The sequence below is a fragment of the Luedemannella helvata genome, assembly GCF_039528415.1.
In the GTDB taxonomy this organism is placed as follows: Bacteria; Actinomycetota; Actinomycetes; order Mycobacteriales; family Micromonosporaceae; genus Luedemannella; species Luedemannella helvata.
Map to the genome: position 1 here is coordinate 91,315 of NZ_BAAALS010000013.1, position 22,995 is coordinate 114,309.

The 22,995-nt window shown below is 72.9% G+C and carries 15 protein-coding genes and 1 pseudogene; 6 read left to right on the forward strand and 10 right to left on the reverse strand.

The window, feature by feature from the left end; translation table 11 throughout:
* Positions 1-19: 19 nt before the first annotated feature.
* Complete coding sequence (locus ABD191_RS14950) at positions 20-2,020, reverse strand: amylo-alpha-1,6-glucosidase (RefSeq protein ID WP_344081892.1); 2,001 nt, start codon at positions 2,018-2,020, stop codon at positions 20-22.
* A gap of 116 nt (positions 2,021-2,136) precedes the next feature.
* Here ABD191_RS14950 and ABD191_RS14955 point away from each other — a divergent pair.
* Positions 2,137-3,285: pseudogene (locus tag ABD191_RS14955) on the forward strand (glycosyltransferase family 4 protein); the annotation flags it as partial.
* A gap of 232 nt (positions 3,286-3,517) precedes the next feature.
* Here the strand turns inward: ABD191_RS14955 and ABD191_RS14960 are convergent.
* Both ABD191_RS14960 and ABD191_RS14965 read right to left on the reverse strand, forming a co-directional pair.
* A complete protein-coding gene (locus tag ABD191_RS14960) occupies positions 3,518-4,762 on the reverse strand; it encodes a D-alanyl-D-alanine carboxypeptidase family protein (RefSeq protein WP_344081898.1) in 1,245 nt (414 codons plus the stop codon).
* Positions 4,763-4,777: 15 nt separating this feature from the next.
* Positions 4,778-7,177, reverse strand: a complete 2,400-nt coding sequence (locus ABD191_RS14965; RefSeq protein WP_344081900.1) for a glycoside hydrolase family 3 N-terminal domain-containing protein — start codon at positions 7,175-7,177, stop codon at positions 4,778-4,780.
* 308 nt (positions 7,178-7,485) lie between these two features.
* Between ABD191_RS14965 and ABD191_RS14970 the strand changes: the two genes are divergently transcribed.
* A complete protein-coding gene (locus tag ABD191_RS14970; protein ID WP_344081902.1) occupies positions 7,486-8,397 on the forward strand; it encodes an endonuclease domain-containing protein in 912 nt (303 codons plus the stop codon).
* On the opposite strand, the gene ABD191_RS14975 is transcribed toward ABD191_RS14970, so the two are convergent.
* A complete protein-coding gene (locus tag ABD191_RS14975; protein WP_344081904.1) occupies positions 8,394-9,731 on the reverse strand; it encodes an Hsp70 family protein in 1,338 nt (445 codons plus the stop codon). The two genes, ABD191_RS14970 and ABD191_RS14975, sit on opposite strands and share 4 nt — an antisense overlap.
* 3 nt (positions 9,732-9,734) lie before the next feature.
* Positions 9,735-11,780, reverse strand: coding sequence for an Hsp70 family protein (locus ABD191_RS14980; protein ID WP_344081906.1), 2,046 nt, complete (start codon positions 11,778-11,780; stop codon positions 9,735-9,737).
* 207 nt (positions 11,781-11,987) lie between these two features.
* On the opposite strand from ABD191_RS14980, the gene ABD191_RS14985 reads away from it, so the two are divergent.
* Genes ABD191_RS14985 through ABD191_RS15000 form a run of 4 tightly spaced genes read left to right on the forward strand, consistent with a single transcriptional unit; the run spans position 11,988 to position 16,086 of the window.
* Entirely contained in the window at positions 11,988-14,678 is a 2,691-nt protein-coding gene (locus ABD191_RS14985; protein WP_344081908.1) for a sensor histidine kinase, read from the forward strand.
* Positions 14,675-15,103 (forward strand): roadblock/LC7 domain-containing protein, encoded by a 429-nt coding sequence (locus ABD191_RS14990; RefSeq protein ID WP_425560723.1) that lies wholly within the window; start codon positions 14,675-14,677, stop codon positions 15,101-15,103. Before ABD191_RS14985 ends, ABD191_RS14990 begins: the two co-directional genes overlap by 4 nt.
* On the forward strand, positions 15,090-15,467 hold the full coding sequence (locus ABD191_RS14995; protein ID WP_344081912.1) for a DUF742 domain-containing protein: 378 nt from the start codon (positions 15,090-15,092) through the stop codon (positions 15,465-15,467). The genes ABD191_RS14990 and ABD191_RS14995 overlap by 14 nt, the downstream gene beginning before the upstream one ends.
* Positions 15,448-16,086 carry a GTP-binding protein gene (locus ABD191_RS15000; protein ID WP_344081914.1) on the forward strand — a complete coding sequence of 213 codons (639 nt, stop codon included), beginning with the start codon at positions 15,448-15,450 and terminating at the stop codon, positions 16,084-16,086. Before ABD191_RS14995 ends, ABD191_RS15000 begins: the two co-directional genes overlap by 20 nt.
* On the opposite strand, the gene ABD191_RS15005 is transcribed toward ABD191_RS15000, so the two are convergent.
* From ABD191_RS15005 to ABD191_RS15025, 5 genes are all read right to left on the reverse strand, one after another.
* Complete coding sequence (locus ABD191_RS15005) at positions 16,076-16,771, reverse strand: winged helix-turn-helix domain-containing protein (RefSeq protein ID WP_344081916.1); 696 nt, start codon at positions 16,769-16,771, stop codon at positions 16,076-16,078. The genes ABD191_RS15000 and ABD191_RS15005 overlap by 11 nt on opposite strands.
* A gap of 331 nt (positions 16,772-17,102) precedes the next feature.
* Positions 17,103-18,398: a S8 family peptidase gene (locus tag ABD191_RS15010; RefSeq protein WP_344081918.1), complete on the reverse strand. Its 1,296-nt coding sequence runs from the start codon at positions 18,396-18,398 to the stop codon at positions 17,103-17,105.
* Positions 18,399-18,404: 6 nt separating this feature from the next.
* Entirely contained in the window at positions 18,405-19,838 is a 1,434-nt protein-coding gene (locus ABD191_RS15015; protein ID WP_344081920.1) for a GuaB1 family IMP dehydrogenase-related protein, read from the reverse strand.
* Positions 19,839-19,890: 52 nt separating this feature from the next.
* Entirely contained in the window at positions 19,891-21,330 is a 1,440-nt protein-coding gene (locus tag ABD191_RS15020) for a sugar porter family MFS transporter (protein ID WP_344081922.1), read from the reverse strand.
* Positions 21,331-21,357: 27 nt separating this feature from the next.
* Entirely contained in the window at positions 21,358-22,893 is a 1,536-nt protein-coding gene (locus ABD191_RS15025) for an aldehyde dehydrogenase (NADP(+)) (RefSeq protein ID WP_344081924.1), read from the reverse strand.
* Positions 22,894-22,995: the final 102 nt, after the last annotated feature.

Sequence of the window (22,995 nt, forward strand, 5' to 3'; positions counted from 1 at the left end):
GTGGCGACGCGGATGTCCCTCACCGGGTGGTGTCGCTGCGCCCCCACCGGCCGGGTATCCCCCGCAGCGCCAACCACCCGATCGCGTCGACCTGGACGGGCCGCGACAGCAGGCGGTCGCCCTCGGGTTCGAGGCCGAGCAGGGCGCGCAGCAACAACAGCGGCGTACCGGCGGCCCACGCCTGCGGCGAGCACGCCGACGGGTACGCCACGGGCGGGTGACCGGGCCGGCGGGCGTACCCGACGAGCGCCTCCGGCAGCCGGTAGTTGACCTGGCTCGCCGCCTCGAACAGCGCCACGGCGATGCGGGCGGCCGCCTCGGTGCGGCCGTACCGGGCCAGACCGGCGGCGATCAGGGCGTTGTCGTGCGGCCACACGGTGCCGTTGTGGTACTCCAGCGGGTTGTAGGCGGGCTGGCCGGAGGCCATGGTGCGCACGCCCCACCCGGAGAACAGCCGCTCGCCCATGAGGTGCCCGGCGAGGTCGTCGACGTGCTCCTCCGGCACGATGCCGCTCCACAGCAGGTGCCCGATGTTGGAGGTGAGGGTGGGCACCGGGGTGCGTTCGCCGTCGAGCGCGAGCGCGTACCAGCCCTCGTCGGGCAGGTAGAAGTCGTTCACGAAGCGTTCCTGCAGCTTCGCGGCGGAGGCGCGCAGCGTGGCGGCGAGTTCGGCGTCGCCCCAGATCTGCTCGGCGAGCCGCGCGGCGCGCATGCGCGCGTCGAAGGCGTACCCCTGGATCTCACAGGTCGCGTGCGGGTGACTGGCGAGGCGGCCGTCGGGGTGCACGATCGAGTTCCAGGAGTCCTTCCAGCACTGGTTGACCAGGCCGCTCTCGGGGTTGCGGGTCTGGTAGTCGAGGTAGCCGCTGCCGGTGAGGTCGGCGTGCTCGTCCATCCAGGCCAGCGCCGCGCGGGCGGCCGGTTCCAGCGCCCGTACGGTGGCGACGTCGCCCGTCCACCGCTCGTACTCGTCGAGGACGACGAGGAACAGCGGCGTGGCGTCGCAGCTGCCGTAGTAGGGCGACTGGGGCCGCTGGCCGAAGTAGGTCAGCTCGCCGTGGCGCAGTTCGTGAAGGATCTTCCCCGGGTCGGCGTCGCGGAACGGGTCGGCCTCCGTGGCCTGCTGCGCGGCGAGCGCGCGCAGGGTGGTCCGGGCCAGCTCGGGCATGAACGGCAGCGCCTGGTAGCTGGTGATCAGGCTGTCGCGGCCGAACAGCGCCATGAACCACGGCAGGCCGGCGGCGGGCAGCGACGAGTCCGGGAAGCTCTCCGGATAGAACCGCAGGGCCGCGAGGTCGACGAGGCTGCGCCGGTAGGTGCGGGTGAGGTCCTCCCACCCGCATTCGAGGACGGGCGCCGCGGCGAGCCAGTCGTCGAGGCCGGCCGCCATGTCGGGCTGGTGCAGGGCCCGCCGGGGCGTCGGACCGGTCAGCTGCGTGCCGACCGCGACCTGCAACTCCGTGCGCCAGGTCTGCGCGGGGCCCAGCTCGACCCGGTACGTGAGTGACTCTTCCGTAAGGAACGCGCCCGGGGCGAGCACGCTCGTCTCCCGGCTGAAGTCGTCGCGGCGGTAGGTCAGCGTCGTACGCGTGTCGCCCACGACCTGGTGGAACTCGCCGACCTTCGCGAGTTGGTCCTTGACTTCGAAGATGTCGGCGAAGTCCGCGGCGAACAGGATGGACAGCTCCAGGTGGATCGGCTCGATGCCGTGATTGGTGACCTCAAGCTGCTCGTGCATGCCGTCGCCGACGAACCGCCGGCGCAGCAGCGACACGGTGGGATTGCGGTACACGGTGCCGGTGGGCTCGATGAGGTAGAAGACCGCTTCGTCGTACTCGATCGTCGTGGCCGAAAGACTATCGAGTTCGCGGCCGTTGAGCCGGATCTCCCAACGGGACAAATGCCGCATATCGCGGTAAAATAGGCCAGTTGCCTCGTCGGTTCCCGGACGAATGTCCCCTCTCGTGTCGCTCACGACGAACGTGCTACCGACGAGGATGTTGACCAGGTCTGCGCGCATCTGCACCTCTCGAACACTTGCGCCCATGGTTGGAATGGCCAACCAGCGGGTAAGTGGACCTTGGTGTACGCACCGAAAGGCGCGTACTCGTCACCAGCCTAGGGAGGCAGGTAGCCATGGACGAGTTGGAGAAACCTAAGTTATCCAGTGTCGCCGCGGGACCGCGTGTCGCCGCCGTGCGGGGAGCCTCGGCGCGGACGACGCCACGTCCGCTGCGGATCGCCATGGTTGTCCCGCCCTGGTACGAAATGCCGCCCCGCGGCTACGGCGGCCTTGAAATGATCGCGTCCGCCCTGATCGACGGTCTGGTCGACCGCGGACACGACGTCACGCTCTTCGGCGCCGGCGAGCGTACCGGCACCAAGGCGAAGTTCGTGAGCACCACACCCACGCTGCAGTTCCCACGCCTCGGCGAGACCATGCCGGACGTGCTGCACACCGCGCGGGTGAACCGGCTCCTCGCGGCCGGCGACTTCGACATCGTGCACGACCACACCGCGCCCGGCCCGCTCACCGCTGGCCGGCTCACCACGCCGACCGTACTCACGGTGCACGGCGGCGTGGCCGGTGAGCTCGGCGACTACTACGAGGCCGTCGGTGACACGATCCGGCTGATCGCCATCTCGCACAGCCAGCGCCGGTACCGGCCGACGCTGCCGTGGATCGCGACCGTCCACAATGGTCTTATTGTGGACGAGGTCAAGGAGGTCCCGGACCGCGTCGGGGACGGCCCGGTTGTCTGGCTCGCGCGATTCAACCCCGACAAGGGGCCGGACCTGGCGATCGAGGCCTGCCGCGCGGCCGGCCTGCCGCTGCTGCTCGCGGGCAAGTGCAACGAGGCACTGGAGGAAAGGTACTTCAACAACGTCATCTCGCCGATGCTCGACGACTCGGTGGAGGTGCTCGTCAACGCCGAACGCCCGGAGATCTTCGAGCGGCTGCGGGCGTCGCGCTGCATGATCCTGCCGATCAGGTGGGAGGAGCCGTTCGGCATGGTGATGATCGAGGCGATGGCCGAGGGCGTGCCGGTCGTGGCACTGCGCCGCGGCGCGGTACCCGAGATCATCCGTGACGGCGTCACCGGCTTCATCTGCGACACCGTGGAGGAGCTGCCCGACGCGCTGCACGCGGCCCGCGAGCTGGACCCGGCGGCGTGCGTGGCGCACGTGCGCGAGAACTTCTCCGCGCCCGTCATGGCGGAGCGCTACGAGCGCGCGTACTACACCGCGATCGAGGCGCACTACACCCTGCTGCCGCCGCAGCCGCAGGCGGCACGCGCCGACACGGAGCTACCCGCCGCCGCGCGGGGCGCCACCGGCCCGTCCCTGGCGGGCGCGGGCGGCGCGCTCGTCGGCCGCGCGACCGGGGGCACCGGCCCGTACGCCGGTCCGGTCAACGCCCCGCAGCTCGGGGCGCTCACCCACCGCAAGCCCAACAAGGGCCCACTGCGCTGACACACCGGTCCCCGGTGCCGGGCGTGCCCGGCACCGGGGCCGTTCAGCGACGGCGGCGACGCCGCTTGTTCTTCCGGCTCTGCACGATGCCGATCGTGGTGAACACCGCGATGCCGACGCCGACAAGCACCAGCACCGCCCACGGCGGCAACCAGTTCACGCCGGACGTGCGCGGCAACGCGACCGGCGCGGGCTTGGGCGTCGGCGGCGCGGCCGGGGTCGCCGACGCGGCGGCCGCCGCGGGCACCGCCAGCGCCGCCACCTCGTCCGGGCTCACCAGCTTCCCGACCGGCTCGGAGCCCACCGTCTCGAAGCCCCAGTCGAGCAGCGCGGCACCCTGCTGCCAGGCCTTCGCCGGCCGGTTCTCCGCTCCCAGCACCGCGACGACGAGCCGCTTCCCGTTGCGCTGCGCGGCACCGACGAACGTGTGCCGCGCGAAGTCCGTGAAGCCCGTCTTGCCGCCGAGCGCGCCCTGGTAGGCGAACGTGAAGCTCACGTCGTTCTGGATCTGGAACGCCGCGTAGCGCGGCTTCTGCGCCGGGATCATCGTCGTCGGCGTCTGGGCGTACGCCAGGAAGTCCTTGTTGGCGAAGCAGATGCGGGCGATGAGCGCCAGATCGTACGCGCTCGTGACCTGGCCGCGACCGTCCAGTCCGGACGGTGTGACCGCCTTCGTGTCCCACGCGCCGATCTTTCGCGCGAGGCCGTTCATCTCGCCCATCGTGCCGCGCACCCCGGCCGCGCCACCGCCGACGCGAGCCAGTACGTTCGCCGCGTCGTTGCCGGAGTTCAGCAGCAGGCCCAACCAGAGCGTACGCACGGTGTAGCTGCCGCCGGAGACGAGGCCCACGGCCGAGCTGCCCGGCTCGTACTGGAGGTCGGCGTTCGTGACCTTGACCTTCTGCTTCGCGTCGAGCTTGTCCATGAGGGTGGCCGCGAGCAGGAGCTTCTGCACGCTGGCGGGCGCGCCGTACTCGTGCGCGCCGCACGCGCCGAGGACCTCTCCGGTGTCGACGTCGGCCACGAGCCACGACCGGGCGGTGACCTTCTTCGGCAGGTCGGTCGCGTCGGCGGGCACGACGAGGCCGGGCGCGGCCAGCGCGGCACCACCGATGACCGGCTGGGCTGGGTCGCGGGTCGGCAGCGGCGACGGTTTCGGCCGTGGCGAGACCAGCTTGCTGGTCAGGCATGACTCGACGGGCGCGTGGACGTGGGCGTGGGCGGGTGCGCTGACGGCAACCGCCGCGACGCTCAACAGGAGCGCCGCGGCGGTACGCGAGGGGGACATGTGGGCAGATTAGCTTCAGCCGACCGCGCACGGACCCCCGTTGAGGGTGAATGAAACGGGCGCCGCGTTCGTGCCGTTCCACGAGGCGAGAAAGCCCAGGTTCACGGACGCGCTCGGCGCGATCGTGGAGTTCCAGCTCACGCCGCTGACCGTCACGGCCGAACCCGACTGGGTGTAGCTGCCGTTCCACAGCTGGCTGATCGCCTGCCCGTTCGCGAACGTCCACTTCAGAGACCAGTTGGCGATCGGCGACGAACCCGTGTTGCGGATCGTGACGTCGCCCTGGAAGCCGCCCTGCCACTGGCCGGCGACCTTGTAGGTGACCGTGCACGTCGCGGCGCCCGTCGTCGGCACCGAGCTCGTCGGCGGCCGGGTGGTCGGCACGGCGCTCGTCGGCGGCCGGGTCGTCGGGACCGCGCTCGTCGGCGGCCGGGTCGTCGGCACGGCGCTCGTCGGGGCCGCGCTCGTCGGGGCCGCGCTCGTCGGGGCCGCGCTCGTCGGGGCCGCGCTGGTGGGAGCCACGCTGGTCGGGACGGCGGTCGTCGGCGGCTGGCTCGTCGGCGTGACGATCGGGTAGCTCAGCCCGTACCCGTACGGGTAGAGGCCCGTCTTGCCGTCGCCGTCGTTGATGGGCTGCTGGCTGACGCTGTTCATCCACGTCACCGGCAGCTTGCCGGTCGGGTTGTAGTCGCCGAAGAGCACGTCGGCCACGCCGCGGCCCTCGGTGCCCGGCAGCCAGGCGGCCACGAGCGCGTTCCAGTTGCCGACCTCGGCGGCGATGTCGAGCGGCCGTCCGGAGACGAGTACGACGATGACCGGAACCCCCGCGGCCCGCAGCCGGGCGATCGCGCCCAGGTCCGTACTGTCCAGGCTCATCGAGCCGGTCCGGTCGCCCCGGCCCTCCGCGTAGGGCGTCTCGCCCACCACGGCGATCGCCGCCGAGTAGGAGGAGTCGATGCCGGAGCCGTCCGCGCTGTAGGTGATCGTCGAGCCGGGCGCCATGGTCTGCCGGACGCCCTGCAGGATGCTCGTGCCCGGGGTGATGTTGCCGGAGGCGCCCTGCCACGAGATCGTCCAGCCGCCCGACTGGTTGCCGATGTTGTCGGCGCTCTTGCCGGCCACGAAGATCCGGCCGGTCTTCGCCAGCGGCAGGATGCTGTTGGTGTTCTTCAGCAGCACCTGCGACTTGCGGACCGCCTCGCGGGCCAGGTCACGGTGCGCCTGGCTGCCCACAGTGGACGTGTAGGTGCGGTCGGCGAGCGGCTGCTCGAACAGGCCCAGCTCGAACTTCTTGGTCAGGATGCGCCTGTTCGCGTCGTCGATGCGCGACAGCGGCACCTGGCCGGCGTTGACAGCGTTGCGCAGGTGGTTGATGAAGGTGCGGTAGTCGTTGGGCACCATCACCATGTCGATGCCCGCGTTGATGGCGGTCGCGACCTCGGACTGCGTGAAGCCCGTCCCGCCGTCGATCTGGTCGATGCCGGCCCAGTCGGACACGACGAACCCGGTGAAGCCCAGCTCCGTCTTCAGTACGTCCGTGATCAGGTACTTGTGGCCGTGCAGCTTGGCGCCGTTGAACGAGCTGTAGGAGATCATCACGGAGCCGACGCCCTTGGCGATCGCGGCCTGGAACGGCGGCAGGTGGACCGCCCGCAGCTCGGACTCGCTGATCTGCGTGTTGCCCTGGTCGGTGCCGTTCGTCGTACCGCCGTCGCCGACGTAGTGCTTCGCGGTGGCGAGGATGCTGGCGCTGCCGTTCAGCGACGTCCCCTGCAGGCCCGTGATGATCGGGGCGTAGGAGACGGCGATCTCGGGCTTCTCCCCGTACGACTCGTACGTGCGGCCCCACCGGTCGTTGCGCGCGACGCACAGGCACGGCGCGAACGTCCAGTCCAGGCCGGCGCCGGCGACCTCCTCGGCGGTCGCCCGGCCGACGCGCTGCACCAGGTCCGGGTCGCGGGCCGCGCCCAGGCCGATGTTGTGCGGGAAGATCGTCGCGCCGTACACGTTGTTGTTGCCGTGCACGGCGTCGAGCCCGTAGATGATCGGGATGGCCAGCGGCGTGGTGAGCGCGGTGCGCTGGAAGCCGTCGTACATGTCGGCCCAGCCCGTGGCGCTGTTGTTGCTCGGCGCCTCACCGCCGCCGGACAGCAGCGAACCCAGCCGGTACGTCGCGATGTCCTGCTGGCTGAGCAGTGCGTTCTTCGACGCCTGCGTCATCTGACCGATCTTGTCGTCGAGGCTCATGCGCCCCAACAGGTCCGCCACCCGGGCGCTGACGGGCTGCGCCGGGTCCTGGTACGGCAGGCCGGCGGCGGCGTCCGCGGGCCGCGCGACGATCACCACGACCGCCGCGGCGGCAGCCGCGCACACGGCGGCCACACCGGCGAGTACGCGTCGAGACGAAGTCAGCACGCCGTAGCTCCTCACGTTAAGCGGGCCCGGGACGGTGGGCCCACCGCGACGTAACCAGCCACTCCACCTCCCGTCAACCAACGCTCATCAATACATGAGCCACCCTCACACGATCTGCGCTGGCCGCCGCCACCCCGCCCCCACCCAGGACCCCGGCGGACATGGAAACTTCCCCACCACCACCCACATTGGATCTTGGGACGAAAGTGCCGCTACCGCGACCCTCTTGTCCCAAGATCCATCAGCGCTTATCCACAGAAGGTGCGCGGAGCGAGCGCGGAGCAGGACCTGCCGCGCACACTGCCGCAGTGGGTGGGATTGACGACATTCTTGATCATCAAAACGGTGTGCTCGGTGTTCGCCAGGCCAGGCGTTGGCTCACCAAAAGCACGATCCGTCATCAGGTCGCCTCCGGGCGGTGGCAACGGCCGCACTTCGGCGTTCTCGTCACGCACAACGGTGAGCTCACCGATCGTCAACGGCTGTGGATCGCGTCGCTTGCCGCCGGTGACGGCGAGCCGGCGCCGCTCGGCGGGCTGTCAGCCCTGCGTGCCCACGGTCTCATCGGGTTCGAACCGCCGTCCATCTTTGTGCTCCTCCGCGCCGACCAGCGACACCGGCGGCCGCCGAAGGGGGTGAGCGTCCGGCGGACGACCACGCTCGGGCCGCGTGACGTGTTCACCGGGGCGCGGCCGCCCCGGACACGGCCGCCCCGGTCGATCGTGGACGCGGCCGCGTGGGCGCGCAGTGACCGGGAGGCGCGGGGCATCATCGCCACCGCGTTCCAGCAGGGGTTCGTACGGCTCGACGACGTGCTCGACGCGGTTGCCCGGCAGCCACGCGCCCGACGACGCACGCTCACCGCCACCACCGCCCGCGACGCGGCCGGCGGGGCTACGTCGCTCGGCGAGCTGGACCTGCTCGGCATCATCCGGCAGGCGGGGCTGCCCGTGCCCACGTTCCAGCACGGCCGCCGCGACGCCGACGGCAGGCAGCGCTACCTCGACGGGTACTACGAGCGGTACCGGCTGCACCTGGAGATTGACGGCGCGCACCACACGAACCCGACGCAGGTGTGGGCGGACATGGCGCGGCAGAACGCCCTGTGGGTCACCGGCGACCGGGTGCTGCGGTTTCCGGCCTGGCTCGTGCGCGACCGGCCCGAGGTGGTGGTGGCGCAGCTGCGCGCCGCGCTCCGGGAGGCGGGCTGGCGCGGCTAGTGGCGGGCCAGGGCCAGCCAGTCGGTGGCGCCGACGTCGCGACCGGGCTGGACGAGGAACCGGTCGATCATGCCGGGGGCCGCCGCGGTGAGGTCCCACAGGGCGCCGCTGGGCAGGCGTACCCGGGCCAGGCGGCTGCCCTCCGCGTACGTCTCGCCGGGGAGTACGTGCCAGCGCAGCAGGCGCGCCGAGCCGCCCGGGATCGGGAACGCCAGCGGTACGGTGCGGGCCGGGATGCGCGCGGCCTGGACGACCCGGGACCCGCTGCGCTGCAACCAGCGGGCGGCACCCCGGACGACGGCCAGGTCGGGTTCCGGGATGCGGCGCAGGGGGCGGCCGAGGTCGCGCTCCAGCCGTTCGGCGATGACCGGCATGCGGGAGCTGCCGCCGGCCAGCACGACCGAGGACACATCGCCCAGCGGTACGCCCAGGCGGGCCAGCAGGTCGGTGCAGCACGCGATCGTACGGCCGATGTGCGGGGCGGTCATATGGGCGAACTCGGGCCGTGCCAGCTGGTACATCGGGGTGTTCGGCATGAGGAAGTCCTGGGCGACCGGCACGTCCGTGAGCTGGTGCTTGATGCGCTGGGCGAAGTCGGCGATGGCCATGCTCAGCCGCAGCGCCGCCGGGGCGGACGGGGTGGCGGCCATGGTGTTGCGCAGCGGGGTGAGCCACTGGTCGCTCTCGTGCCGGATGCGGCTGGACAGCAGGGCGTCGATGTCGCGGCCGCCGCAGTCGTCGAGCGCGGCGTGGCCGAGCACCTCGTGCCAGGTCTCGCCGAGCCGGACCAGGGCCGCGTCGAAGGTGCCGCCGCCCAGGTCGTACACGAGGACCAGCTCGCCGCCGTGCTGGCCGCTGTCGGACGCGAACGCCGCCGCGGCGGGCTCGGGCACCAGCTCGACCGCGACGAAGCCGGCGGCCTCGGCCGCCGCGGCCATGCGGGCGCGGCGCGGGTCGCCGTTGACGTAGCTGGCGGGCACGGTCAGCACGGCGCGGTCGATGGTGCCGCCGAGCTGGCGCTGCGCCTCCGCCTTGAGGGCGGACAGCACGGTGACGACCAGCTCGCTGGGGCGAAACCAGCGGTGCCCGAGCAGGATGGGGGTGTCCACGGCGAGGCCGCGCTTGAACTCCGCCCAGTACGTGGTGGGGTCGGTGCGCTTGCGCCGGTCGGCGAGCGTGCCGACGAGCAGCTGCTGGCCGTCCCAGCAGACCGCGGACGGCCACAGGTAACCGCCGCTGGCCGGCTCCGCGACCAGCCAGGCGTCGTCGTCCTCCACGACCGACGCGGCCGAGGTGGTCGTGCCGAAGTCGATGACCAGGATGGGGGCGCTCACCGGTCAGATCTCCCAGACATCCACGCGACTCCGTTCGCCGAAATCCCAGCTGGCGATCAGGTAACGGCCGTCCGCGCTGAAGGCCGTCCGTACCGCTCGCACCTGTGCCTCCACCGCGCGGAACAGCTCGCGGTCCGTGGTGGCCTCGCGCAGCGTCACCGTGCCGCTGTCGCCGATCGCGCGCAGCCGCCCGTCCGGGCTGTCCACCTTGACGCCGAACCCGTCGCGCACGCTGCGCTCCTGGAAGCCGGGATGGCGACGCTGCCAGTCCGGGTCGGTCAGCTTCTCGACCCGGGCGCCGGTGCGCAGGTCCCACATCGTCGTGACCGTGCGCTGGTAGCGCCCCGCCGAGACCTTGCCCTGGCCCTCGGCCGTCAGCCGCCACAGCGCCTCGTTGACGAGGACCTTGTGCGGGCCGCCGCCGTCCTGGAAGCGGCTCAGCGACCGGCCGGACTCGACGTCCCAGATGGAGAACCGGCCGTCGTTGTCCCACGCGGCCAGGGTCAGCCGCCCGTCCGGGCTGACGTACGCGCGGCCGTGGTGCGGCCGGCCCGCGTCCACCTCGGGGCGGAACTGGGCGGTCACGGCCCCGTCGGCGATCTGGTGGAACCGGATCTCGCCCGTGGTCTCCGCGCACTCGACGAGGGTGCGCCCGTCGGGGCTGACCAGCCAGGTGCCGGCCGCCCACAGCTCGTACATCTTGGCGGGCGGGTCGTCGACGAGCGCCACGCTGGACTTGGAGGCGGCGGCGACGAGTGTCATCTCCACCGTGTCGCCCGGCCGTACGCGGCGGTCGAGCAGGGTGCCCTCGTGCACGGCCGTGAGGTCGAAGACCCGGTCGTCGAGCGTGCCGATCTGAGCGAGGCAGGCGCCCGCGGAGTAGGGTTCGCCCTCCTCGACGAGCCAGCGCAGCAGCCGGGCCCGCCCGCCCGGGATCTCCCAGGCGAGCGGCTCGACCCGCCACTTGGGCAGTTCGGCGGGGACGACGCGGGTGGCCGCCGACATGGCCCAGGTGGCCGCGCCGCGGACGACGGCCAGTTCCGGCTCGGTGGGCCAGCGCACCGGCAGCGCCAGCGCGCCGTGCAGGAGCGGGGCGACCGCCGGCATCCGGGCGGCGCCGCCGACCAGGATGACGCCGGCGATGTCGTCCGGACTCACACCGGCCCGGGCGACCAGGGCGCGGCAGGTGGTGACGACCCAGCGCAGGCCCGGGTCGGCGACGGCCTCCAGCCAGCCCCGGTTGAGCCGGAACGGCGGGGCCAGCGGCGTGAGGTGGTCCTCCACCTCGACGGAGTCGCTGAGCTGATGCTTGAGGCGCCGGATGAAGTCGACCGCCTCGTAGTACGCACGCAGGCCGGCGTCGCCCTCGGCGCGCAGCAACGGTTCCAGCCACGCCTGCCCCTCCACACGCAGCCCGTTGATGAGCTGGGCGTCGAGTTCGCGGCCCGCCGCCGAGGTCTCCGACTCGAGCGGGATCACCTCGTCGCCCTGGCGCCGCGCGAGGGTCACGCACCAGGTGCTGCCGAGGTCACAGACGAGGACGAGGGCGCCGTCGGGCACCGCGGGTCCGGTCTCCGGATCGAGGACGGCGCACACCGCGTCGGTCACGAGCTCCACGTCGCGGAAGCCGGCCTGCTCGCCGATGGCGATGAGCCGCTCGCGCCGCGGGTCGGGCACCTGGTATCCGGCGGGCACGGTCAGCGTCAGGCGGTCGACCTGGCCGCCGTAGAAGCGCTCGGCGTCGCCCTTGATGGCCACCAGGTACGCGACCAGGGCCTCCGACCCGGTGATCTCCCGGTCGCCGAGCCAGATGGAGGCGTCGGCGTCGACCGCTCGGCGCGGCCCGTCCACGTACCGGCGCGGCAGGGAGCGCTTGCGCCGCTCGGCGACCGTACCGACGACGAATCCGTCGCCGTCCAGGCACACGGAGGATGGCCACCTCGCCTGCCCGCTGGCTGGCTCCTTGACCAGACGCACCTGGTTACCGAGGACCAGCGCCGCTGCCGTCCCGGAGGTACCAAAGTCGACAACCAAGATCGGCTCAGTCATCGCAACCCCCACTGCCGCCGTGGCCCTCAGTCTTCCGTGACGCGCGGGTCCCGTCCACCAGTGTTAACACCCCCGCAACAACATCACGCAAGTCGAAACGGACGGCAGCTACGCTGGGCAATCGCATGGTCACCCAACCGTCCACAGTCACCAGTTCGACATCTTCGGATGACCCAAGGCCGCCGTGCCGTCCGTATCATGCCGAAGATGCGCCCTCCCGTCCGCCCGCTGTCCCATCGCTCGGGCAATCACCGGGACACCCGCCGCCGCCTGCCGGAGCGCCTGCGTCCGCCCGCGATCGCCGTGCCGCCCCGGATCCGGGAGCTGGCGGACACCTCGGGCTGGTCGATCCGCACCAAGATCATTGGAGCGCTCGCCACCCCGCTCGTGGCGCTGACGGTGCTGTGGCTGCTCGCCACGTTCGCCTTCACCGGGCCCGCGCTGGACGCCAACCGGCGCGAGGCGTTCACCGCGAACGTCGGTACGCCCGCGGCCGCGCTCGTCGACGACCTGCAGGCCGAACGCCGGCTCTCGGTGGCGTACCTGGCCGGCGGCGGCGAGAACGCCGGACCTCTCAGCGCGCAGCGCGAGCGCACGGACGAGAAGATCGCCGCGCTGCGGGCCGGCGCCGCCCGCGCCCGGTCCGAGGATGTCACGGCGGCCGGCGCCGCCACTGCCCTGCAGACGCTGCTCACCTCGCTGGACTCGCTGCGGCCGGGCCGGGAGAGCATCGACCGGCGGGGCATCGACCGCACGGAGGCGATCCGGATCTACGGCGAGGTCGTCGACGCGAGCCTGCGCGTCGCGACGCCGGTCACCGCGCCGGGCGACGCCGAACACGCCCGCACCGCGCAGGCGGTCGCGGCGCTCGACCGGGCCCACGAGGTGCTCAGCCAGGAGGACGCTCTCCTGCACGGCATCGACACCAACGGCACACTCAACGCCGCCACGCGCGACTCGCTGATCGGCCTCATCGGCGCCCGCCGCTACCTGGCGGCCAGCGCCGAGGCCGGCCTGGACCCGGCGGCCCGCGCCCGGCTGCAGGCGCTCGTGGACGCGCCCGCGGCCCGCCAGGTGCAGGCCATCGAGGACAACGTGCTGGCCGAGCCGGCCCGCGACCGGCCGGCCACGGTGGCCCTGACCTCCTGGCGCCCCGCGTACGACGAGACGTCCGCGAACCTGCGCGCCTTCGCCCGCGAGCTGGCCGCCGCGCCGGTCGCCGCCGACGAGTCGGCGGCCACCACCTCTGTCGTACGGGCAGTGCTGATCGGCCTGCTCGGGCTGCTCGCCATCATCGCGTCGATCGTCATCTCGATCCGGTTCGGCCGCTCCCTCATCGGCCGCCTCAACGCCCTGCGGGTCTCCGCGCTCGACCTGGCCGAGGACCGGCTGCCGTCGGTCATCGGCCGGCTGCGGGCGGGTGAGGAGGTCGATGTCGACGCCGAGACGCCCGCCCTGCGCTACGGCGACGACGAGATCGGGCACGTGGGCGACGCCTTCGCCGAGGTGCAGCGCACCGCGATCGACTCCGCCGTGCAGGAGGCCCGGCTGCGCGCCGGACTCAACGAGGTCTTCGTCAACATCGCCCGGCGCAGCCAGACGCTGCTGCACCGCCAGCTCGACCTGCTCGACCAGATGGAGCGGCGGGCCACCGACCCCGACGAGATGGAGGCCCTGTTCCGGGTCGACCATCTCGCGACCCGGATGCGCCGCCACGCGGAGGACCTGGTCATCCTGGCCGGCGCGACCCCGGGGCGCGGCTGGCGCAGCCCGGTACCGCTGGTGGACGTGCTGCGCGGCGCGGTGTCCGAAGTGGAGGACTACGACCGCGTCACCATCACGCCGGTCCCCCAGGCGGCGCTGCACGGTCGCTACGTGGGCGACGTGATGCACCTGTTCGCCGAGCTGATCGAGAACGCCACCGCGTTCTCGCCACCGCGCACGCAGGTACGGCTGTCGGCCCAGCTGGTGCCGAAGGGCCTCGCGGTCGACATCGAGGACCGGGGGCTCGGCATGACCGCCGAGGACATCGACGCCGCCAACCGGCGCCTGGCCGAGCCGCCGGACTTCGATCCCGCCAGCAGCGAGCGGCTGGGCCTGTTCGTGGTCGCCCGCCTCGCCGACCGGCACGGCATCCGGGTGCAGCTGCGCCCGTCGCCGTACGGGGGCGTCACGGCGGTGGTACTGCTGCCGCCGACGCTGCTCGCCACGGCCAAGGGCGAGCTGACCTCGCCGCCCGACGACAAGCCCGAGCCGCCGCAGCGGCCCACCGACCAGCGGGAGCCCGCGGCACCGCAGCGGCGCGAGCCGTTGGCCCGCCGGGTCCCGACCGTGCCGGGCGCCCGGCCGGAGGCGGCCCGCACCGTGGTCGTCGAGCCCGAGGACGCCGTGGTCGTCGCCGAGGCGGACGAACTGGACGTGGCGATCGCCGCAGACGTGGAGCTGGCCGACATCCAGCTCGCCACGGACCGGGCCGCCACCGCGGACACGGAGCCCGCCGGCCCGACCGGCGGCGCGACGGACCGCGCGGACGCGACCTCCGACGGCGGGCCCGTCGCCGCGACGCCCCTGCTGCCCAAGCGGGTGCGGCAGGCGAACCTGGCCGCGCAGCTGCGCGACGCGCCCCCGCCCGACGAGCACACCGAGCAGGAGGGCACGGCGGCCGGCGACGCGGCGCGGCACACGCCCCAGCAGATCCGCGACCGGATGTCGGCGCTGCAGGCCGGCATGCAACGCGGCCGCATCGCGGCGGAGGACCTGGAGCCGCCGACGATCGACATCGACGCGGACGAGACCGACAACGACACGCAGGCGAACGCTGGGCAAACCGCGCAGACGACCGCCGATGGGCCGGCGGTGACGGACACTACCGGGACCGAACCGGAGAGGGGCAACTGATGGCGCAGCCGGCGGGCGTTCCGCACAGCCTTGACTGGCTGCTCGACGACCTGGTGGGTCGGGTGCCGGAGGCGCGGCGGGCGGTCGTCCTCTCCGTCGACGGGCTGCTGCTCGGCGCCTCATCGGGGCTGCACCAGCAGGACGCCGAGCACCTCGCCGCGTTGGCCTCGGGCTTCCAGAGCCTGGCCCGCAGCGCCAGCCGCCACTTCCGGGCCGGCTCGGTGCGGCAGACCGTCATCGAGATGGACGCGGCCTTCCTCTTCGTGACCGCCGCCGGCAACGGCGCCTGCCTGGCGGTGCTCACCGAGGGCGACACGGACATCGGCCTGATCGCGTACGAGATGGCGATGCTCGTCAAGCGGGTCGGGCACACCCTGTCGACGCCGTCGCGGCCGGCTGCCGCGCGCGCCGATGGCCGACACTGACGAGCCCTCCTGGCTGGACCAGGACGCCGGTCCGGTCGTGCGCGCCTTCGCGGTGACGCGCGGGCGGGCCCGTCCGATCGCCGGCTCCTTCGACCTGATGGCCCACGTGGTCGCGGTCAACCCGGGCAGCGCGCGGCCCGCGCACCTGCAGCCGGAGCACCACGCGATCCTGGCGCTCGTCATGGAGCCCGCCTCGGTCGCGAAGATCGCCTCGGAGCTGGACCTGGCGCTCGGTGTGATCCGCGTACTGCTCGGCGACCTGATGCAGGAGGGCCTCATCGCGATGTACGACCCGCCGGGCGGCGCCGAGGCCCTCGCGGACGACGTCCTCCAGGCGGTGCTGCATGGTCTCCGAGACCTCTGAGCCGCACGCCGGCCTGGGGCGGCCGATCCCGCTCGGCATCAAGGTGCTCGTCTCGGGCGGCTTCGGCGTGGGCAAGACGACGCTGATCGGGTCGGTGAGCGAGATCAAGCCGCTGCACACCGAGGAGCCGCTCACGTACGCCGGGGTCGGCCACGATGATCTAGCCGGCGTGGAGGGCAAGCGCACGACCACGGTGGCGATGGACTTCGGCCGCATCTATCTCAGCGACGAGCTGGTGCTCTACCTGTTCGGCACGCCGGGGCAGGACCGCTTCTGGTTCCTGTGGGACGAGCTGGCGCTCGGCGCCCTGGGCGCGATCGTGCTGGCCGACACGCGCCGCCTCGCGGACTGCTTCGCCGCCGTCGACTACTTCGAGCGGCGGGGCACCCCGTTCCTCGTGGCATGCAACTGCTTCTACGGGGAGCAGCCCTTCAACGTGGCCGAGGTGCGCGACGCGCTCGACCTCGACGAGGGCGTACCCGTGATGTTGTGTGACGCGCGCGACCGCGAGTCCAGCAAGCGGGTGCTGGCGGCCCTGGTCGAGCACGTGATGAGGTTGCGCGCCCGGCCGGCCGGCCCCACGAGCGGGGCCGCGCGGCCCGCGGCCGTCACGCCGTGAGCGCGCGCTCCCGCACCACCGCGGCCCGCTCAAGGCGGTCGAGCCGGTAGCCGACCCCGCGCACGGTGTGCAGCTGCGGGCCCCGGCTGCCCAGCTTGGCGCGCAGGCGGCGCACGTGGACGTCCACGGTGCGTTCGCCGCCCAGGTACGGGTAGCCCCAGACCTGGCTGAGCAGCTGCATCCGGTTGAGCACCCGACCGCCGTTCTCGATGAGATACAGCAGCAGGTCGTACTCGCGGCGGGTGAACTCCAGCGGCTCGCCGTCGAGCAGCGCGACACGCCGCTCCGGGTAGAGCACCAGATCGGCCTCCTCGACGCTGGACAGGCCGGCGCCGACGAACGGCTCGACGGACGCCAGCGCGGCGGCCAGCACCTGATCGTCGTCGGCGGCGGGCGCGGCCGGCACGGGTGCGGGCGACACGGGCACCGGCAGAAGTGACGGGCGGGCGCCCGTCTCGGTCTCCACGGAGTCCAGGACAACCGACACGGTCGTGGAGACCCGCGCGGAGGCCACGTCGTCGGCGGCCAGGGCTTGGAGGCGCCTGGCCAACGCGATCACCCGGTCGGCGGCCGGGGTGCCGGACGGCACCGCGATCTGCACGTTGACCACCAGCGTCGCCGGGTCGGTATCGACCTCGTGGAGCGTGCGCGCAGCGCTGGGGCGGGACAGGGAGGTGACGGTCATGGCGTTCTCCTCACGCCTGGAATCCGGACGTCCAAAATGGCCGGCCCGGCAATGGGCGGGACCGGCTTTGGGCTTGCCGCGTCGGGCAGCGCCGACCGGCGCGACAGGTTAACGACAGCGGCCCGAACGGGTGCGGTTCGCGCGACAGCGACCGGCACCCCGGCGGCTCGAACAGAAGTGCGGCCCACGAACGGCGGAGGAGAGACCGGCCGGCATCGACGGGTGAGCACGCATGAGGATGAGCATAGCGTATAAGCCCTAGTAGCACGGTGTAGATTGCGACGTGCGTCACCCGAGAGGTGCCGATCAGAACCTGACGTTCATCGCTCGTTCACCCCCGCGGCGATCGGCGTTCGACCGTTCGTCCGGCCGCGCCGCCGCCGACGTAGAGCAGAGCGTCGGGCGAGCCGTCGCCGCCCGGCCACACGGCTCCCCGGGTGGCGCCGGCGGCGAGCGCCGCGCCGACCTGAGCCGGAGTCCACAGGGGATGCTGGCCGAGCAGCAGCGCGGCCGCTCCCGCGACGTGGGGGGAGGCGGCCGAGGTACCGCTGACGCTGGCCGCCTCAGCCGGTCCGCCCGACCAGGCGGACGTGATCGCCGTGCCGGGAGCGAAGAGGTCGACGCACGGTCCCCGGCTCGAATAGCCGCCGACCATGTCCGTCGGCCCGGTCGCGCCGACCGTGAGCACCGCGGGCACCCGGCCAGGGCTGTGCCGGCACGCGTCGTCGCCGAAGTTGCCCGCCGCCACCGTGTACGTGATGCCGCTCGCCACCGCGCCCGCCACGGCCCGGTCGAGCGCGGGACTGATCAGCCCGCCGAGGCTCAGGTTCGCCACGGCCGGGCGCACCGCGTGCGCGCTCACCCAGTTGATCGCGCCGATGACCCGGGCGACCGAGCCGGCGCCCGCGCAGTCGAGCACCCGGACGTCGACGAGCGTGATCCGCTTGGCCAGACCGAACCGCTCTCCGCCGATGATGCCGGCCACGTGGGTGCCGTGCCCGTTGCAGTCCGCGGGCGACAGAGCCGCGCCGGACGCGCCCGGGGTCGACGGCGCGGCGGTCGGGCCGAGCGGGTCGGACGCGACCACGTCGAGACCGTGCACCGCGCGCCCGCCGAACTCCACATGGTCGAGCCGGATACCGGTGTCCAGAATGTAGGCGTGCACCCCGGCCCCGGCGCGGTCGTAACGGTAGGTCCCGTCGAGCGGCAGTCGACGCTGGTCGACACGGTCCAGCCCCCACGACGGCGGTGCCTGCTGGACGACCCGCCAGCCGATGTCACGCACCTGGACCGGCTGGTCGGCCTCCACGGACGCGACCGCCGGGTCGGCGGCCATGCGCCGGGCCACCTGCGCGGTGCCGGCGAAGGCGAACCCGCGCAGCGCCGTGCCGTACACCTGGCGCACCTGCCCCCCGAAGCGGGCGGTGAGCCGCCGCGCGGCCGCGCCCACGTCGGAGGTCGCGGCCGTCTCGCGCAGCACGACGACGAAGGCGCCGCCGGCCATGCCGGCGCCGCGGACCACCTCGCCGGTCGGCCAGGTCGGCCCGGTGCAGGCCGTGGTCAGCGGAATAATGATCGCGTACGCCCCGGCGACGCAGCGTCGCGCGGCGGCCCCCCATGTGCCCACCACCGGTCACCAACTGCTGTGCAGGGGCATGCCCTCGGTGTAGCCGGCCGGGCTCTGCACCCCGACGACGGCGCGTTCGTGCAGCTCGTCGATGCTCGCGGCGCCCGCGTACGTGCAGGCGCTGCGCACTCCGGCCACGATCGAGTCGACGATGTCCTCCACGCCGGGGCGCTCCCGGTCGAGGTACATCTTCGACGTCGAGATGCCCTCCTCGAACAGGCCCTTGCGCGCCTGGTCGAAGGTCGACTCCTCGGCCGTGCGGTGGCTCACCGCCCGCGCGGACGCCATGCCGAAATTCTCCTTGTACGGTCGACCGTCGGCGTCGCGTTGCAGGTCGCCCGGGGATTCGTACGTGCCGGCGAGCCAGGAGCCGATCATCACGTTGGACGCGCCGGCGGCCAGCGCGAGCGCCACATCGCGCGGGTACCGCACGCCGCCGTCGGCCCACACGTGGGCGCCCAGCTCGCGGGCGGCCGTGGCGCACTCGAGCACGGCCGAGAACTGCGGGCGGCCGACGCCGGTCATCATCCGGGTGGTGCACATGGCGCCCGGGCCGACGCCGACCTTCACGATGTCGGCGCCGGCGGCCACGACGTCGCGGGCGCCGTCGGCCGTGACGACGTTGCCGGCGGCCACCGGTACGGCCGGTCCCAGCGCGCGTACGGCCGCGACGGCGGCGAGCATGCGCTCCTGGTGACCGTGGGCCGTGTCGACCACGAGGACGTCGGCACCGGCGGCGAGCAGCTTGTCGGCGCGGGCGGCCGGGTCGCCGGAGATGCCGACGGCCACGCCGACGCGCAGCCGCCCCTGGGCGTCGAGGGCGGGCTGGTAGAGCGTGGCGCGCAGCGCGCCCGTGCGGGTGAGGATGCCGACCAGTTCCCCTCGCTCGTCGACGACGGGCGCGAGCCGGTGGTGGCCGTCGGCGAGCCGCTCGAACGCCTCCTGCGGGTTCACGCCGGCGGGCAGGGTCAGCAGGCGGTGCGACATGATGCGGTTGAGCTGGGTGAACCGGTCGACGCCCGCACAGTCGGCCTCGGTGACCACGCCGACCGGCTCGCTGCCGTCCACCACGATGACGGCCCCGTGCGCGCGTTTGGGGAGCAGGGCCAGCGCGTCGGAGACGGTGTCGCCGGGACGCAGGACGAGCGGCGTGTCGTAGAGGACGTGGCGCTGCTTGACCCACGAGATCACGTCGGCGACGACGTCCGTCGGGATGTCCTGCGGGATGATCGCTATGCCGCCGCGCCGGGCGATCGTCTCGGCCATGCGCCGGCCCGCGACCGCCGTCATGTTGGCGACCACGATCGGGATGGTCGTGCCCGTACCGTCGCGGGTGGACAGGTCGACGTCGATGCGCGATTCGACGGCCGAGCGTGACGGCACCATGAAGACGTCGGCGTAGGTGAGGTCGTGTCCAACGGGACTGCTCAACATGCGCATGAGCACAGTATGTGCGGATCCGGGCTGATGATCTCGTCACCCGCCCGGCCCGTCACATCTCCTCGAGTTCGCGCCCCTTCGTCTCGCGTACGGCGCGCCACACGAAGACGAGCGCCAGCGCGGCGAAGACGGTGTATAGCCCGTAGGCGAACTGGAGGCCGACGCTGGCCAGCGACGGGAAGCTCACCGAGACGGCCCAGTTCGCGATCCACTGCGCGGCCGCGGCGACCGCGAGCGCCGTGGCCCGGATGCGGTTGTTGAACATCTCGCCGAGCAGCACCCAGACGACCGGACCCCAGCTCATCCCGAACGAGAACACGTAGAGGTTGGCCGCGATGAGGGCCACCGTGCCGTAGGCCCCCGGCAGGGTCAGGTCATCGCCCGAGCCGACCGCCTGGGAGAAGCAGAACGCCATCGCGCCGAGCGTGACCACCATGCCGCTCGCGCCGATGATCAGCAGCGGCTTGCGGCCGATCCGGTCGACCAGGGAGATCGCCACGAGCGTCGTGACGATGTTGGTGACGCTCGTGATCGTGCTGATCAGCAGCGAGTCCCTCTCGGTGAAGCCGACGGAGTGCCACAGCGACGAGGAGTAGTAGAAGATGACGTTGATGCCGACGAACTGCTGGAACACGGACAGCAGGATGCCCACCCAGACGATCGGCAGCAGGCCGAACCGGGGCCCGCGCAGGTCGCGCAGGTTGACCACCTGATCGCCACCGGACAGCGACCGGGCGATCTCGGAGATCTTGAGGTCTACGTTGCCCCCGACGAACCGGCGCAGCACGTCCTTGGCCTGCACGAGCTTCTGCTTCTTGACGAGATAGCGCGGCGACTCGGGGATCTGCAGCGCGAGGACGCCGTAGACGACCGCGGGCAGCGCGGCCGAGGCGAACATCCAGCGCCACGCCGTGCCGCCCCAGGGGACTTGCTCGGCCGCCCCGCCCGCCGAGGCGGCGAGCAGGTAGTCGATCAGCAGCGAGGCGAAGATGCCCGTGACGATCGCGAGCTGCTGCAGCGAGCCGAGCCGGCCGCGCAGGTACGCCGGGGAGATCTCCGCGATGTAGGCGGGCGCGATCACGCTCGCCGCGCCGATGGCGAGGCCGCCGAACAGCCGGAAGGCCAGCAGGCTGATCGGGTCCCAGGCGAAGGCCGACGCGATCGAGGTGACCGCGAAGACGATGGCGGCCAGCAGCATGACCCGGATGCGGCCCCACCGGTCCGCGAGCGGCCCGGCGAACCAGGCGCCGACCGCGCAGCCCAGCAGCGCCGCCGACACCACGGCGCCGAGGGCGCCCTCGGTCATGCCGAACTCCGCGCGGACCGCGTCCACGGTGCCGTTGATGACGGCGGTGTCGTAGCCGAAGAGGAACCCGCCGAGCGCGGCGGAGGAGGCGACCATCAGCACGGCGCCCGGGTGCGTGGGCACGATCTCGGGCGGCCCGGAGGGGGCGGTCGGAGTCCCGCCGGGTGGCTCGTTCGTGCTGGTCACGTCCTCATCGTGCGCCCAGCATTCGCACTAAATAGGGTTTTCTCCGGATTTAAGGAGACTGCCGTTGACGCGGCGCGGGAGGCCCCACGGGTTGTCGTCGCGCAGGGCCGGCGGCAGCAGCGCGTCCGGTACGCCCTGATAGACCACCGGGCGCAGGAAGCGTCGGACCGCCGTCACACCGACGGACGTGTGCAGCGGCGCGGTCGTGGCCGGCCACGGCCCACCGTGCTGCATCGCCCAGGTCACCGCGACGCCGGTCGGCCACCCGCCCCAGATCACGCGGCCCGCGCGGGCGGCCATGAAGTCCAGCAGGACGGGCCCGAGCGCGTCGTCGGGCTCGGCGTGCAGCGTCGCCGTCAGCGCCCCGGGCACCGCGCTCAGGGCGGCGAGCAGTTGGGCGTCATCGGCGTACTCGACGACCAGACCGGCCGGGCCGAAGCACTCGTGCAGCGCCTCGTCGGCGTGCGCCGCGAGGTCGGCCGCCGAGACGGCGAACAGCCGTACCGGCACGTGCCAGCCGTCGCCGGACGCGGCCGCGCCCGTGGCGAGCGGGCGCACGCCCGGCACCTTCGCGAGCGCGTCCGTGCCCCGCCGGAAGCCGTCGGCGATGCGCTCGTCGAGCAGCGGGCCGACCTCGGCCGTCCCGACCGCGTCCGCGAGCCGGTCGTCGAGGCCGTGGCCCGCGGGCAGGAACAGCAGGCCCGGCTTGGTGCAGAACTGGCCGGCGCCCAGCGTCATCGAGCCGACGAAGCCGGCCGCCAGCTCGTCGCCGCGCGCCGCGACGGCGGCCGCCGTGACGACCGTCGGGTTCAGCGAACCCAGCTCGCCGTAGAACGGGATCGGGTCGGGGCGGCCGGCGGCGAGGTCGAACAGCGCGCGCCCGCCCGCGAGCGAGCCCGTGAACGCGGCGGCCGTGATATTCGGGTCGGTGACCAGCGCGCGGCCGGCCTCGAAGCCGTGCACCACGGCGAAGACGCCGTCGGGGGCGCCGGCGTCGCGCAGCGCGTCCGCCACGATCCGGCCCACCCGCGCCGACAGGCCCGGGTGGCCGGGGTGCGCCTTGACGACCACGGGGCAGCCGGCTGCCAGCGCCGAGACGGTGTCGCCGCCCGGAACGGAGAACGCGAAGGGAAAGTTACTCGCGGCGTACACGGCGACCGGGCCCAGCGGGACCATCATCCGGCGCAGGTCGGGTCGGGGCGCGGGCAGCGCCGCCGGGTCGGCCCGGTCGATGACGACGTCGAGGTGGGAACCCTCGCGCAGGGCATCGGCGAACATCGCCCACTGCACGCGGGTACGGGTGACCTCGCCGGCCAGGCGCGCCTCACCCAGCGCGGTCTCGGCGTCCGCGAGCGGCACCAGCTCGGCCCGCGCGGCCTCCAGCGCGGCCGCGACGGCGTCGAGGATCTCGGCCCGGCGGGTGGGGGCCAGCGCCGCCCACTCGGGGGCCGCCGCCCGCGCCGCGGCTGTGGCCGCGGTCACTCCCGCGGCGTCGGTGTGTGGCACCGGCCTGCCAACTGACTGGCCGGTCAACGGGTTGATGCCCTGGTCCGCCCCGGTCACGCACGCTCCCCTAATTTGCTCGATCCCCGGTCCATGCAGCGTAAACGCAGCGCGAACACAGACTGGGCCGGCATCCACGGGGGAAGATGCCGGCCCAGCGAT

What these genes read in the sequence shown, in the direction of transcription:
- ABD191_RS14950 (WP_344081892.1), bottom strand. Translation starts at nt 2,020, where the DNA reads ATGCGCGCAGACCTGGTCAACATCCTCGTCGGTAGCACGTTCGTCGTG.
- ABD191_RS14960 (WP_344081898.1), bottom strand. Translation starts at nt 4,762, where the DNA reads ATGTCCCCCTCGCGTACCGCCGCGGCGCTCCTGTTGAGCGTCGCGGCG.
- ABD191_RS14980 (WP_344081906.1), bottom strand. Translation starts at nt 11,780, where the DNA reads ATGACTGAGCCGATCTTGGTTGTCGACTTTGGTACCTCCGGGACGGCA.
- ABD191_RS14985 (WP_344081908.1), top strand. Translation starts at nt 11,988, where the DNA reads ATGCGCCCTCCCGTCCGCCCGCTGTCCCATCGCTCGGGCAATCACCGG.
- ABD191_RS14995 (WP_344081912.1), top strand. Translation starts at nt 15,090, where the DNA reads ATGGCCGACACTGACGAGCCCTCCTGGCTGGACCAGGACGCCGGTCCG.
- ABD191_RS15000 (WP_344081914.1), top strand. Translation starts at nt 15,448, where the DNA reads ATGGTCTCCGAGACCTCTGAGCCGCACGCCGGCCTGGGGCGGCCGATC.
- ABD191_RS15005 (WP_344081916.1), bottom strand. Translation starts at nt 16,771, where the DNA reads ATGACCGTCACCTCCCTGTCCCGCCCCAGCGCTGCGCGCACGCTCCAC.
- ABD191_RS15015 (WP_344081920.1), bottom strand. Translation starts at nt 19,838, where the DNA reads ATGCGCATGTTGAGCAGTCCCGTTGGACACGACCTCACCTACGCCGAC.